Below are 13095 nucleotides of genomic sequence, written 5' to 3' on the forward strand. Positions count from 1 at the left end.
ATTTAGCACGCTTACTCGACGGGCTGTGGGCGGGTCGGTTCAGCGGTGGCTTTATGGGTCGCGCTATGACCGCCGGCGGCGCCTTTGCCTTCAAAGGCGAATGGCGGGCGCACCCAGGTGCTGTGGCGCGGCGCTTCCGGGACATAATCCGGCGCTGGCGCACGGGTCATTGGCGCGGTGGCATGGCGATGACCCGCCACCACTACCGGCTTGCTCACCGGAGGCTCGACTTTGACCGGCTCGACAGGCGCGGCTTCGACAACCGGTGCTTCAACTGCGGTTTCCGCCGCCGGCGCGATGGTTTCCACTGGCGCTTCAACGACAGGCGCCGTTTCCACCACTTCAGGTTCTACCACAACCGGCTCGGCGTCGAGCGTAGCTGGCGCGAAAGCCTGAGGCGCTTCGACAGCCGGCGCTTCGGTGACCAGCTCCTGCGGCGCTGGCTCGACGGCTGCTGGCGCGACACCCTCCGCAGCATCAACCACCACCGGCTCGGCGGCTACGACCGGCTCGACGACCACAGGCTCGGCGGTAACCGGCTCCATGGTAGCCGGCTCGACGGTGACCGGGGCAGCGGTAACGGTTTCAACGATGGCAACCGGGGTCGCGACGGCCGCGACGGTTTCCACGACGTTGTCGTTCTGAACCTGAACCTCTTCCGGCTGCTGCTCCTGCGGACGAACCACCGGGTAGCGGATCCAGACTTTACCGGAAGCCATCTCCGGCGATGCGCAGGCTACGGTCAGCGGCATTGGCGACTGGGTCGGATAGCGTTCGTCACGATAGCGACGACGACGCTGACCGCTGACGCGCAGGTGACGCGGGGAACGACGTGAGCGACGCGGCATACCGTTCGCTTCACGGGATTCGCCATTTTCGTCCTGGTCCGCCACGCTCTCCACTACTGCTGGCAGCTCGGCTTTCACCGGCTCGCTGCGCGGAGCGATAACTTCCGCCACTACGGCTTCTGGCACGATCTCGGCAACCTGCTCAACGACAGCGGACTCAACGCGTACTTTCTGTGCCAGCTGGCGCGGTTTACGACGCGGCAGGGTCTGCACACGCTCTTCCTGCTCCGTCTCCTGCGCTACCGGCTCTTCGCGAGTCTGCGCTTTGGCTTCCTGCTGCGCCTGACGTTTGTCGTCATTGCGGCGGCGGGTGCGTTCGCGGCGCGGCTGCTGCTCGTCACGAGATTTCGCTTTCTCCGCGTCGTCGCCTGAGGTCTGGCGAACATCACGGGCTTCCACATTCTGCGACGGCTTCTCACGACGGTTGCGACGGTTCTCTTCACGCGATTCGCGCGGTTCACGGCCCTCGGCATTGTCCGCACGAGTGTCACGATTGTCACGGTTATCGCGGTTATCGCGGTTGTCACGATTGTCGCGGTTTTCACGGCGGTCGTTGCGATCGCGGCGGTTGTTGGCGCGCGGTTTACGGCGCTCCTGCTGACGCTCCGGTTTTTCTTCCGCTTTCTTCTCGACCTTAACCTCAGCCGGTTTGGCCTCTTCGGCGCCAGAGAAGATATTCTTCAGCGCGCTGAAGAAGCGTGAGAGCAGGCCAGGCTGCGCCGGTGCGGTGGCCGCGACCGGTGCCGCTGCGGCGACAGGAGCGGCGACAGGCTCTTCAAGCATCGGGGCTGGCGGCGCGTCAGGCATGACAAAAGCGGCCAGGGCCGGCTGTTCCGGACGTTTCCGTTCTGCCGGCTCATCGTCGCCCGGCAGCGCCATCTCTTCTTCATGCAGCTTCGGCAGCAGGTAGCTAAGCGTTGAGGTCTCTTCACCTTTGCGCACGCGCAGGACGGAGTAGTGCGGCGTCTGCATTTCGTCGTTTGGCACGATAATAACGCGCACATCGCCCTGGCGGGATTCGATAGCGCTCACCGCGGCACGTTTTTCGTTCAGCAGATAGGAGGCGATCGGTACCGGAACGATGGCGTGCACTTCTTTGGTGTTCTCTTTCAGCGCTTCTTCTTCAATCAGACGCAGAATAGAGAGCGACAGCGATTCGTTATCACGCACGGTGCCGGTGCCGGAGCAGCGCGGGCAGACGTGGTGGCTGGATTCGCCCAGCGACGGGCTCAGGCGCTGGCGGGACATCTCCAGCAGGCCGAAGCGCGAGATATGGCTGATCTGAATGCGCGCCCGGTCCTGACGGACGGCTTCGCGCAGACGGTTCTCCACAGCGCGCTGATGGCGAACCGGGGTCATATCGATAAAGTCGATAACGATCAGGCCGCCGAGGTCGCGCAGACGCAGCTGACGGGCAATCTCGTCAGCTGCTTCGAGGTTGGTGTTGAACGCCGTCTCTTCGATATCGCCGCCGCGGGTGGCGCGGGCCGAGTTGATATCGATCGCGGTCAGCGCTTCAGTGCTGTCGATGACGATAGAGCCACCGGACGGCAGACGCACTTCACGCTGGAAGGCGGATTCAATCTGGGATTCGATCTGGTAGTGGCTGAACAGCGGGATTTCACCGGTGTACAGTTTGATTTTGCTGCTGAAATCCGGACGACCCAGCGCAGCGATATGCTGGCGCGCCAGCTCGAGCACTTTCGGATTATCGATCAGGATTTCGCCGATATCCTGGCGCAGATAGTCACGGAAGGCGCGGACAATGACGTTGCTTTCCTGGTGGATAAGGAACGGCGCCGGACGGCTTTCCGCGGCTTTCTGAATCGCTTCCCAGTGTTTCAGACGGAAGCTCAGGTCCCACTGCAGGGCTTCGGCAGATTTGCCGACGCCAGCGGTGCGAACGATAAGGCCCATGCCGTCCGGAAGCTCCAGGCTCGCCAGCGCTTCTTTCAGTTCGGTACGGTCGTCGCCCTCGATACGGCGGGAAATTCCCCCCGCGCGCGGGTTGTTCGGCATCAATACCAGATAGCTGCCCGCAAGGCTGATAAAGGTGGTGAGCGCAGCGCCTTTGTTGCCGCGTTCTTCTTTATCAATCTGCACGATAACTTCCTGACCTTCACGCAGTACGTCTTTAATATTAGGACGGCCGTGCGCATTGTAGTTGGCGGGGAAGTATTCGCGGGCGATTTCTTTGAGGGGGAGGAAACCATGACGCTCGGCGCCGTAATCAACAAACGCGGCTTCAAGGCTGGGTTCAATACGGGTGATTTTGCCTTTGTAGATGTTCGCTTTTTTCTGTTCGTGCCCGGGGCTTTCGATATCCAGGTCGTACAGGCGCTGCCCATCAACAAGGGCGACGCGCAACTCTTCCTGCTGAGTTGCGTTGATTAACATTCTTTTCATCGTAACTTACTCATTATTCTTACATTGACGACTAAGCTGCGGGCAGAGTAATGCCTTTCCGGGGGAAAACCGATGGCCTCGTGTCTGGTTCACGTCGCCAACCTCACGGTTGTCGCGCGCTTAAGAGGCGCAGAGTGTCGGTCGCCTGTGTTTCAAACGGAAACACAGCGCAATTATTCAGGGGAACAGCCTGGGATGTATCACCAGAGAATATTCCATTTATACTCGTCGTCTTTCGCGTTGCAGGCATGATGGCTTAACCTGCTCACCTCGATCAGCGGATCCAGATGAGCTCCCGGGAGTCCCGGAGTTGACGCCTTCCTGCGACTTGAAATCCATAGAGCCTGTACCGGTAAGGACTGCAACCCGCAGCCCGCTAACTGTCTGAAAGATCACAACGTCTTACGCCATTGCTGCGTGGGCGATCGGTCAGACAAAACTGGTCATTCCGCTAATGTCTTGTTCTAACAAGATGCAATACGGAAAACGGTCTCATTATTCCATTGCTAACCTTGTTATAGCAAGTTGACTTTCACCTTTTATCACCCGGTTACTCACAGTTTTATCACCTGCCCATACAGATTGTTCTAATAACAAACAATATGGCGGTCAGGCAAACCGTGAAAACAGGATAATGATAAATATAAGCATATAAAAATGAGTGGCGCTAATGCGTCCGGCTATTTAGAATCGCGCACCATGAAAACTGAGACCCCAACCGTAAAAATGGTTGCCATTGCTGCTGATGAAGCGGGGCAACGTATCGACAACTTTTTGCGTACCCAATTGAAAGGCGTACCGAAGAGCATGATTTATCGCATCCTGCGTAAAGGCGAGGTGCGGGTGAATAAAAAACGCGTGAAGCCGGAGTATAAGCTGGAAGCGGGCGATGAAGTCCGTATCCCGCCGGTGCGTGTGGCGGAACGTGAAGAAGAGGCGGTATCGCCGCATCTGCAGAAAGTGGCGGCGCTCTCTGAGGTGATCCTCTATGAAGACGATCATATTCTGGTCCTCAATAAGCCATCCGGTACCGCGGTACATGGCGGCAGCGGCCTGAGCTTCGGCGTGATTGAAGGGCTGCGCGCCCTGCGCCCGGAGGCGCGCTTCCTTGAGCTGGTACATCGGCTCGACCGCGATACCTCTGGCGTGCTGCTGGTGGCGAAAAAGCGCTCGGCGCTGCGTTCGCTGCACGAGCAGCTGCGTGATAAAGGCATGCAGAAAGACTATCTGGCGCTGGTGCGCGGCCAGTGGCAGTCGCATACAAAAGTGGTGCAGGCCCCGCTGTTGAAGAACATTCTGCAGAGCGGCGAGAGAATCGTCCGCGTGAGTCAGGAAGGCAAGCCGTCAGAGACGCGCTTCAAAGTGGAAGAGCGTTATGAATTCGCCACTCTGGTGCGCTGCAGTCCGGTCACCGGACGCACGCATCAGATTCGCGTTCATACCCAGTATGCCGGCCATCCTATCGCCTTTGACGACCGCTATGGCGACCGCGAATTTGACAAGCAACTCTCTGGTACCGGTTTAAACCGCCTGTTCCTCCACGCTGCTGCGCTGAAGTTTACCCACCCGGGGAGCGGGGAGGTGATGCGCGTTGAGGCGCCGCTGGATAACCAGCTGAAGCACTGTCTACAGGTGCTACGGAAGAGCAAATAAGTGCAACGGCGGAATCAGTTCCGCCGTTTTTTTTACCTCAGCCTAACAGCGGGTTGTAATTTTCGCGGCGCAGCATCTGACAGAGCGCGATCAAGGGTAAACCGACCAGCGTATTCGGATCGCGGCCTTCCAGCCGTTCGAACAGCGTAATACCTAACCCCTCGCTCTTAAAACTCCCGGCGCACTGCAGCGGGTTCTCTTTACGCACATAGCCTTCGATCTCTTTATCGCTGAGATGCCGGAAGTGGACGTCAAAGGGCTCGCATTCGGTTTGCAGATGACCGCTGGCGGAGTTGTACAGCGCGAGGCCAGTATAAAAGGTAATGATCGACCCGCTCGCCTTTCTCAACTGCCTGCGGGCATTTTCCTCGGTGTGCGGTTTGCCGGTGATCTCACCGTCCAATACGCAAACCTGATCGGAGCCTATAATAAGGTGATTGGGGTAGCGCGAAGCCAGGCTCTGCGCTTTGGCCTGCGCCAGCCGGGTGACAAGCTGACGCGCGGATTCTTCAGGGCGGGGCGTTTCGTCGACGTCAGGCGCCGCACATTCAAATGGTAACCCCAGTTTTTCCAGCAGCATGCGCCGCCAGGGAGAGGTTGACGCCAGGATAAGTTGAGACATATTTTTTCATCCACATATAGCGCTTCGCAGAGCATCATCTTAAACTATGCGCCGCAATGTGTGCGAATAAATGGCAAAAGGCAACCTGAGGCTGCCTTTTTCTTTGACTCTATGACATTACAAAGTTAATATGCGCGCCCTATGCAAAAGGTAAAATTACCCCTGACTCTTGATCCGGTACGCACGGCTCAAAAACGCCTTGATTACGAAGGCATCTATGCCCGCGATCAGGTTGAACGTGTAGCCGATTCTGTAGTCAGCGTGGACAGCGATGTGGAATGCAGCATGTCGTTCGCTATCGATAACCAGCGTCTCGCCGTTATTACAGGCGATGCGAAGGTGACGGTAACCCTCGAATGCCAGCGTTGCGGGAAACCGTTCTCCCATCACGTCCACACCACGTATTGTTTTAGCCCCGTCAGAAATGACGAACAGGCCGAAGCACTACCGGAAGCGTATGAGCCGATTGAGGTTAACGAATTCGGTGAAATCGACCTGCAGGCAATGGTCGAGGATGAAATTATCCTCTCCCTGCCCGTAGTTCCGGTGCATGATTCTGAACACTGTGAAGTGTCCGACGCGGACATGGTCTTTGGCGAACTGCCTGAAGAGGCACAAAAACCAAACCCATTTGCCGTATTAGCCAGCTTAAAGCGTAAGTAATTGAGGAGTAAGGTCCATGGCCGTACAACAGAATAAACCAACCCGTTCCAAACGTGGCATGCGTCGTTCCCATGACGCGCTGACCGCAGTCACCAGCCTGTCTGTAGACAAAACTTCTGGTGAGAAACACCTGCGTCACCACATCACTGCCGACGGTTTCTACCGCGGTCGCAAGGTTATCGCTAAGTAATCACGCGATACTCGCAGGATTTCCCGTTGCAGGCCATGGCGGGCGTGTACGTACCTGGGCACTCGGTTAACCCGGTAACCAGAGGCGTCAATGCCCGGATTGTTGCGTCTGCAGCGTGAAAATTCGCGGGTGCCAGCGTGATGAAGCTTAGTGAGGACTCCCCGGGCGACTGGGGAATCACCGAACCGGGCAGCGACGATACCTTGACACGTCTAACCCTGGCGTTAGATGTCATGGGGGGCGATTTCGGCCCATCCGTGACAGTGCCTGCAGCACTGCAGGCACTGAACTCTAATTCGCAACTCACACTTCTTTTAGTCGGCGATCCCGACGCCATCACGCCATTACTCGCCAAAGCTGACTTCGAACAACGTTCGCGTCTGCAGATTATTCCTGCGCAGTCAGTTATTGCCAGTGATGCGCGACCCGCACAGGCTATCCGCAGCAGTCGCGGAAGCTCAATGCGCGTGGCGCTGGAGCTTGTGAAAGAAGGGCGGGCGGAAGCCTGCGTCAGCGCCGGCAACACCGGCGCGCTGATGGGCCTGGCGAAACTGATGCTCAAACCGATTGAAGGTATTGAGCGGCCGGCGCTGGTGACGGTGCTGCCGCACCAGCAGAAGGGCAAAACCGTGGTGCTGGATCTCGGCGCCAACGTCGATTGCGACAGCACGATGTTGGTGCAGTTCGCGGTGATGGGGGCCGTGCTGGCGGAAGAGGTGGTCGGCATTGCCAATCCTCGCGTCGCCTTGCTGAACATCGGCGAAGAAGAGATGAAAGGCCTCAGCAGTATCCGCGATGCTGCCGCAGTGCTCAAAACGCTGCCTTCCCTCAACTACATCGGCTATCTTGAAGCCAATGAACTGTTGACCGGAAAAACCGATGTGCTGGTTTGTGATGGATTCACGGGCAACGTCACATTAAAAACCATGGAAGGTGTTGTCAGAATGTTCCTTTCACTGCTGAAATCTCAGGGAGAGGGCAAAAAACGGTCGTGGTGGCTGCTGTTACTAAAACGTTGGTTACAAAAAAGCCTGGCGAGGCGATTCAGTCACCTCAACCCCGACCAGTATAATGGCGCCTGTCTGTTAGGATTGCGCGGTTCCGTGATCAAGAGTCATGGTGCTGCCAATCAACGCGCCTTTAGCGTCGCGATAGAGCAGGCAGTGCAGGCGGTGCAGCGGCAAATTCCCCAACGGATCGCCGCGCGCCTGGAATCTTTATACCCAGCTGGTTTCGAGCTGCCGGAAAGCGACAGTGACGTGAACGCCCGACAGCAAAGCGGGACGAATGGACACCACTGACGCCGCGGCGGTTGAACGAGGCGGGTATATTACCCAAGAGTGACTGAGCGTACATGTATACGAAGATTATTGGTACCGGCAGCTATCTGCCCGAGCAAGTGCGTACAAACGCCGACCTGGAAAAAATGGTAGAGACCTCTGACGAGTGGATTGTCACCCGCACAGGTATCCGTGAGCGTCGTATTGCCGCAGCGCATGAAACAGTTGCTACGATGGGCTTTGAGGCCGCAAAGCAGGCGCTGGCGATGGCGGGCGTGTCCGCGGAGCAAATTGGTCTGATCATCGTTGCGACCACCTCCGGCACGCACGCGTTTCCGAGTTCGGCATGCCAGATTCAGTCTATGCTGGGCGTCAAGGGCTGCCCGGCGTTTGACGTCGCGGCCGCCTGCGCCGGTTTCACCTATGCGCTGAGCGTCGCCGATCAGTATGTCAAGAACGGCGCGGTGGACTATGCGCTGGTCGTCGGCGCCGATGTGCTGGCGCGCACCTGCGATCCGGCCGATCGCGGGACGATTATTATTTTCGGGGATGGCGCCGGGGCGGTGGTGCTGGGCGCCTCCGAAGAGCCTGGCATTATCTCGACGCATCTGCATGCTGACGGTAGCTATGGCGAACTGCTGACCCTGCCGAACGCCGATCGCGTCGATCCGGAAAATCCGATCTATCTGACGATGGCCGGCAATGAAGTCTTCAAAGTGGCGGTCACTGAGTTAGCGCACATCGTTGATGAGACGCTGGCCGCGAATAATCTTGAACGTTCTGCGCTGGACTGGCTGGTGCCGCATCAGGCAAACCTGCGGATCATCAGCGCGACGGCGAAGAAACTGGGCATGTCGATGGATAACGTCGTAGTGACCCTCGACCGCCATGGCAACACCTCAGCGGCGTCAGTCCCTTGCGCGCTGGATGAGGCCGTCCGCGATGGCCGCATTCAACGTGGGCAGCTGATTTTGCTGGAAGCCTTTGGTGGCGGTTTCACCTGGGGTTCCGCGCTGGTTCGTTTTTAGTATAAGGATTTAAACATGACGCAATTTGCTTTTGTGTTCCCGGGACAGGGCTCGCAGGCCGTAGGCATGCTGGCCGATATGGCGGCGACCTGGCCGGTCATTGAAGAGACCTTCGGTGAAGCTTCCGCAGCGTTGGGTTACGATCTGTGGGCGCTGACGCAACAGGGCCCGGCAGAAGAACTGAATAAGACCTGGCAGACCCAGCCAGCGCTGCTGACCGCCTCCGTGGCGCTGTACCGCGTCTGGCAGCAGCAGGGCGGCAAAGCGCCGGCGCTGCTGGCTGGCCACAGCCTCGGCGAATACTCCGCGCTGGTTTGCGCGGGCGTTATCGCTTTCGCTGATGCCGTTCGCCTGGTTGAACTGCGCGGCAAATTCATGCAGGAAGCTGTACCGGAAGGTACTGGCGCCATGTCAGCGATTATCGGTCTGGACGACGCGGCTATTGCCAAAGCCTGTGAAGAATCGGCCGAAGGGCAGGTCGTCTCTCCGGTGAACTACAATTCCCCGGGCCAGGTGGTTATCGCCGGTCACAAAGAGGCCGTTGAACGCGCAGGCGCCGCCTGTAAGGCCGCGGGCGCTAAACGGGCGCTGCCGTTGCCGGTGAGCGTGCCGTCTCACTGTGCGCTGATGAAGCCAGCTGCGGAGAAACTGGCGCTTGAGCTGCAGAAAATCACTTTCAACGTGCCGACGATCCCGGTGGTAAATAACGTCGACGTGAAGTGCGAAACCGCGCCGGACGCCATTCGCGACGCGCTGGTACGCCAGCTGTATAGTCCGGTTCAGTGGACTAAAACCGTTGAGTTTATGGCTGCTCAGGGCGTAACGCATCTGTATGAGGTTGGCCCGGGTAAAGTCCTCACCGGCCTGACCAAACGTATTGTTGACACCCTGACCGCTTCCGCGCTTAACGAGCCGGCGGCGATGTCTGCGGCGCTTGAGCAATAAAAGAGGAAAACCATGAGTTTTGAAGGAAAAATCGCGCTGGTTACCGGTGCAAGCCGCGGTATTGGCCGCGCCATCGCTGAAACGCTCGTCGCCCGCGGCGCGAAAGTTATCGGTACTGCGACCAGCGAAAGCGGCGCGCAGGCGATCAGCGACTATTTAGGCGCCAACGGTAAAGGTCTGATGTTGAATGTGACCGACCCGGCATCTATTGAATCTGTTCTGGAAAATGTGCGCGCAGAGTTTGGCGAAGTGGATATCCTGGTGAATAATGCCGGGATCACTCGCGACAACCTGTTAATGCGCATGAAAGATGACGAGTGGAACGATATCATCGAAACCAACCTGTCATCGGTTTTCCGTCTGTCAAAAGCGGTAATGCGCGCTATGATGAAAAAGCGTCATGGACGTATTATCACTATCGGTTCTGTGGTTGGTACCATGGGAAATGCGGGTCAGGCCAACTACGCTGCGGCGAAAGCGGGTCTGATCGGCTTCAGTAAATCACTGGCGCGTGAAGTTGCGTCCCGCGGTATTACTGTAAACGTTGTTGCTCCGGGCTTTATTGAAACGGACATGACGCGTGCGCTGACCGATGAGCAGCGTGCGGGTACGCTGGCGGCAGTTCCTGCGGGGCGCCTTGGCACCCCAAATGAAATCGCCAGCGCGGTTGCATTTTTAGCCTCTGACGAAGCAAGTTACATCACTGGTGAAACCCTGCACGTCAACGGCGGAATGTACATGGTCTGACTGAGATTTGTGCAAAACGTTCAGGAACCGCGCACTTCGCACGGTTCTCTGTGCGGTTTTGTGCGAAAAGATTTGCGTTCTTAGGGCAAACGGCCTCAAAATAGCGCAAAATCGTGGTAAGACCTGCCGGGATTTAGTTGCAAATTTTTCAACATTTTATACACTACGAAAACCATCGCGAAAGCGAGTTTTGATAGGAAATTTAAGAGTATGAGCACTATCGAAGAACGCGTTAAGAAAATTATCGGCGAGCAGCTGGGCGTTAAGCAGGAAGAAGTTACCAACAATGCTTCCTTCGTTGAAGACCTGGGCGCTGATTCTCTTGACACCGTTGAGCTGGTAATGGCTCTGGAAGAAGAGTTTGATACTGAGATTCCGGACGAAGAAGCTGAGAAAATCACCACCGTTCAGGCTGCCATTGATTACATCAACGGCCACCAGGCGTAAGTGAACATCTCCAGGCGGTCATTCGACCGCCTGAGTTTTATCTTTATTTGTCCCACAAGAATCTATTTTCCCTCCCTGGAGGACAAACGTGTCTAAGCGTCGTGTAGTTGTGACCGGACTGGGCATGTTGTCTCCTGTCGGCAATACCGTAGAGTCTACCTGGAAAGCTCTCCTTGCCGGTCAGAGTGGCATCAGCCTGATCGACCATTTCGATACTAGCGCCTATGCAACGAAATTTGCTGGCTTAGTAAAGGATTTTAACTGTGATGACATCATCTCGCGCAAAGAGCAGCGCAAGATGGATGCCTTCATTCAATATGGAATTGTCGCTGGCGTTCAGGCCATGCAGGATTCTGGCCTTGAAGTGACGGAAGAGAATGCTACCCGTATTGGTGCCGCAATCGGCTCTGGTATTGGCGGTCTCGGCTTGATCGAAGAAAACCACAGTTCGCTGGTCAACGGCGGACCGCGTAAGATCAGCCCATTCTTCGTTCCCTCCACAATTGTTAACATGGTGGCCGGCCATCTGACCATCATGTTTGGTCTGCGTGGACCAAGTATCTCCATCGCGACCGCCTGTACTTCAGGCGTGCACAACATCGGTCAGGCTGCGCGCATCATCGCCTATGGCGATGCCGATGCGATGGTGGCAGGCGGTGCGGAAAAAGCCAGTACCCCGCTTGGCGTAGGCGGCTTTGGCGCAGCGCGGGCGCTCTCCACGCGCAATGACAACCCGCAGGCGGCAAGCCGTCCGTGGGATAAAGATCGCGACGGCTTCGTGCTGGGCGACGGCGCGGGCATGGTGGTGCTGGAAGAGTACGAGCACGCAAAAAAACGCGGTGCGAAAATCTACGCCGAGATCGTCGGCTTCGGCATGAGCAGCGATGCTTACCATATGACGTCACCGCCGGAAGATGGCGCGGGCGCCGCGCTGGCGATGGTGAATGCCATTCGCGATGCGGGCATCGAACCGGGCCAGATCGGCTACGTCAATGCCCATGGCACCTCGACGCCGGCTGGCGATAAAGCGGAAGCGCAGGCGGTTAAGTCTGTCTTCGGCGATGCGGCGAGCCGCGTACTGGTGAGCTCCACCAAATCCATGACCGGGCATCTGCTGGGCGCGGCAGGGGCGGTAGAGTCGATTTACTCTATCCTGGCGCTGCGCGATCAGGCGGTTCCGCCGACGATCAACCTCGACAACCCGGATGAGGGCTGCGACCTCGACTTCGTTCCGCACGAAGCGCGTCAGGTTTCCGGTATGGAGTACACCCTGTGCAACTCCTTCGGCTTTGGCGGCACTAACGGTTCGCTGATCTTCAAAAAAGTGTGACAGGGCTTGCCCCGGTACTGCTTTAACAAAAGGCCCGATTGTCGGGCCTTTTTTATTCGGCTTTCTCCACTTGTCCTCTGCTCCGTGTCCTGAGACACTCACCGACCAGTGAAAAGGAGTCCTTTATGTTCTTGATAAATGGCGTTGAACAGGACACGCTGGCGGCGAACGATCGCGCCGTCCAGTTTGGCGACGGTTGTTTTACCACTGCCCGTATACAGCATGGACAGGTTGCGTTACTGGACGCCCATCTGCAGCGTTTGCAGACAACCTGCGAAAAATTACGCATCCCGTTTGACGACTGGCTGACGCTAAGCGACGAGATGCAGCGTCTGGCTCGACCGCACGCGCAGGGCGTGCTTAAGGTGACCCTTACCCGCGGCGTTGGGGGAAGGGGATACAGCACGGCGGGCTGTGCGCCGCCCACCCGTATTCTGAGCGACTCTCCGCTTCCGGCGCACTACGCGCGCTGGCGGGAGGAGGGCATTACCCTGACCCGGAGCCCGGTGACCCTGGGGCGCAACCCCTGGCTGGCTGGCCTGAAGCATCTTAATCGTCTGGAGCAGGTGCTGATTCGCTCTCATCTTGAACAGACGGACGCCGATGAGGCGCTGGTCCTTGACAGTGACGGGTGGCTTACGGAATGCTGTGCCGCGAATTTATTCTGGCGTCAGGGACGGGATGTATTTACTCCGCGACTCGATTATGCCGGGGTCAACGGCATAATGCGGCAGCGCTGTATCGCGCAGCTGGCACCATCGACGTTTCGCGTTGTCGAAGTGACAGCGCGTCCCGAGGCGTTGCGGGAGGCCGATGAAGTGCTGATCTGCAATGCGCTGATGCCGCTGGTGCCGGTTCGTCGCTGGGATGAGACCGTCTGGTCATCGCGCGAGCTTTACCATTTTTTAGCCCCTTTGTGTGAGCTGTCTGGTTAGT

General features: G+C 57.6%; 12 protein-coding genes. 10 read left to right on the forward strand and 2 right to left on the reverse strand.

The genetic code is table 11. The annotated features are described in order from the left end of the window. Positions 1-11 precede the first annotated feature (11 nt). Positions 12-3254 carry a ribonuclease E gene (gene rne, locus CE636_RS24925; protein ID WP_017900734.1) on the reverse strand — a complete coding sequence of 1081 codons (3243 nt, stop codon included), beginning with the start codon at positions 3252-3254 and terminating at the stop codon, positions 12-14. Between the two features lie 699 nt (positions 3255-3953). Here rne and rluC point away from each other — a divergent pair. Beyond that, entirely contained in the window at positions 3954-4907 is a 954-nt protein-coding gene (rluC, locus tag CE636_RS24935) for a 23S rRNA pseudouridine(955/2504/2580) synthase RluC (protein WP_012542245.1), read from the forward strand. Positions 4908-4944: 37 nt separating this feature from the next. On the opposite strand, the gene CE636_RS24940 is transcribed toward rluC, so the two are convergent. Beyond that, entirely contained in the window at positions 4945-5529 is a 585-nt protein-coding gene (locus CE636_RS24940) for a Maf family protein (protein WP_004204559.1), read from the reverse strand. Positions 5530-5670: 141 nt separating this feature from the next. Between CE636_RS24940 and yceD the strand changes: the two genes are divergently transcribed. From yceD to pabC, 9 genes are all read left to right on the forward strand, one after another. Then, positions 5671-6192, forward strand: coding sequence for a 23S rRNA accumulation protein YceD (gene yceD, locus CE636_RS24945; protein WP_017900733.1), 522 nt, complete (start codon positions 5671-5673; stop codon positions 6190-6192). 16 nt (positions 6193-6208) lie between these two features. Next, positions 6209-6382, forward strand: coding sequence for a 50S ribosomal protein L32 (gene rpmF / locus CE636_RS24950; protein ID WP_000290724.1), 174 nt, complete (start codon positions 6209-6211; stop codon positions 6380-6382). A gap of 203 nt (positions 6383-6585) precedes the next feature. Next, a complete protein-coding gene (gene plsX / locus CE636_RS24955) occupies positions 6586-7683 on the forward strand; it encodes a phosphate acyltransferase PlsX (protein ID WP_202821072.1) in 1098 nt (365 codons plus the stop codon). A 53-nt stretch (positions 7684-7736) separates the two neighbouring features. Further along, positions 7737-8690, forward strand: coding sequence for a beta-ketoacyl-ACP synthase III (locus CE636_RS24960; RefSeq protein ID WP_002899288.1), 954 nt, complete (start codon positions 7737-7739; stop codon positions 8688-8690). 15 nt (positions 8691-8705) lie between these two features. After that, the gene (gene fabD / locus CE636_RS24965) at positions 8706-9635 is read left to right on the forward strand and encodes an ACP S-malonyltransferase (protein WP_017900731.1); all 930 of its coding nucleotides are present in this window, start codon (positions 8706-8708) and stop codon (positions 9633-9635) included. A gap of 12 nt (positions 9636-9647) precedes the next feature. Then, positions 9648-10382, forward strand: a complete 735-nt coding sequence (gene fabG, locus CE636_RS24970) for a 3-oxoacyl-ACP reductase FabG (protein WP_002899294.1) — start codon at positions 9648-9650, stop codon at positions 10380-10382. Between the two features lie 210 nt (positions 10383-10592). Beyond that, the gene (acpP, locus tag CE636_RS24975) at positions 10593-10829 is read left to right on the forward strand and encodes an acyl carrier protein (protein WP_000103754.1); all 237 of its coding nucleotides are present in this window, start codon (positions 10593-10595) and stop codon (positions 10827-10829) included. Positions 10830-10917: 88 nt separating this feature from the next. Beyond that, positions 10918-12159 (forward strand): beta-ketoacyl-ACP synthase II, encoded by a 1242-nt coding sequence (fabF, locus tag CE636_RS24980; RefSeq protein ID WP_002900666.1) that lies wholly within the window; start codon positions 10918-10920, stop codon positions 12157-12159. Between the two features lie 125 nt (positions 12160-12284). After that, positions 12285-13094 carry an aminodeoxychorismate lyase gene (pabC, locus tag CE636_RS24985; protein WP_017900730.1) on the forward strand — a complete coding sequence of 270 codons (810 nt, stop codon included), beginning with the start codon at positions 12285-12287 and terminating at the stop codon, positions 13092-13094. Position 13095 lies beyond the last annotated feature (1 nt).

Origin of the sequence: Klebsiella sp. LY (assembly GCF_004010915.1) — a bacterium.
GTDB classification, from domain to species: Bacteria; Pseudomonadota; Gammaproteobacteria; order Enterobacterales; family Enterobacteriaceae; genus Klebsiella; species Klebsiella quasipneumoniae.

Excerpts from the sequence above, each read along its gene's own strand:
- rne (WP_017900734.1), bottom strand. The coding sequence starts at position 3,254 with ATGAAAAGAATGTTAATCAACGCAACTCAGCAGGAAGAGTTGCGCGTC.
- rluC (WP_012542245.1), top strand. The coding sequence starts at position 3,954 with ATGAAAACTGAGACCCCAACCGTAAAAATGGTTGCCATTGCTGCTGAT.
- CE636_RS24940 (WP_004204559.1), bottom strand. The coding sequence starts at position 5,529 with ATGTCTCAACTTATCCTGGCGTCAACCTCTCCCTGGCGGCGCATGCTG.
- yceD (WP_017900733.1), top strand. The coding sequence starts at position 5,671 with ATGCAAAAGGTAAAATTACCCCTGACTCTTGATCCGGTACGCACGGCT.
- rpmF (WP_000290724.1), top strand. The coding sequence starts at position 6,209 with ATGGCCGTACAACAGAATAAACCAACCCGTTCCAAACGTGGCATGCGT.
- CE636_RS24960 (WP_002899288.1), top strand. The coding sequence starts at position 7,737 with ATGTATACGAAGATTATTGGTACCGGCAGCTATCTGCCCGAGCAAGTG.
- fabD (WP_017900731.1), top strand. The coding sequence starts at position 8,706 with ATGACGCAATTTGCTTTTGTGTTCCCGGGACAGGGCTCGCAGGCCGTA.
- fabG (WP_002899294.1), top strand. The coding sequence starts at position 9,648 with ATGAGTTTTGAAGGAAAAATCGCGCTGGTTACCGGTGCAAGCCGCGGT.
- acpP (WP_000103754.1), top strand. The coding sequence starts at position 10,593 with ATGAGCACTATCGAAGAACGCGTTAAGAAAATTATCGGCGAGCAGCTG.
- pabC (WP_017900730.1), top strand. The coding sequence starts at position 12,285 with ATGTTCTTGATAAATGGCGTTGAACAGGACACGCTGGCGGCGAACGAT.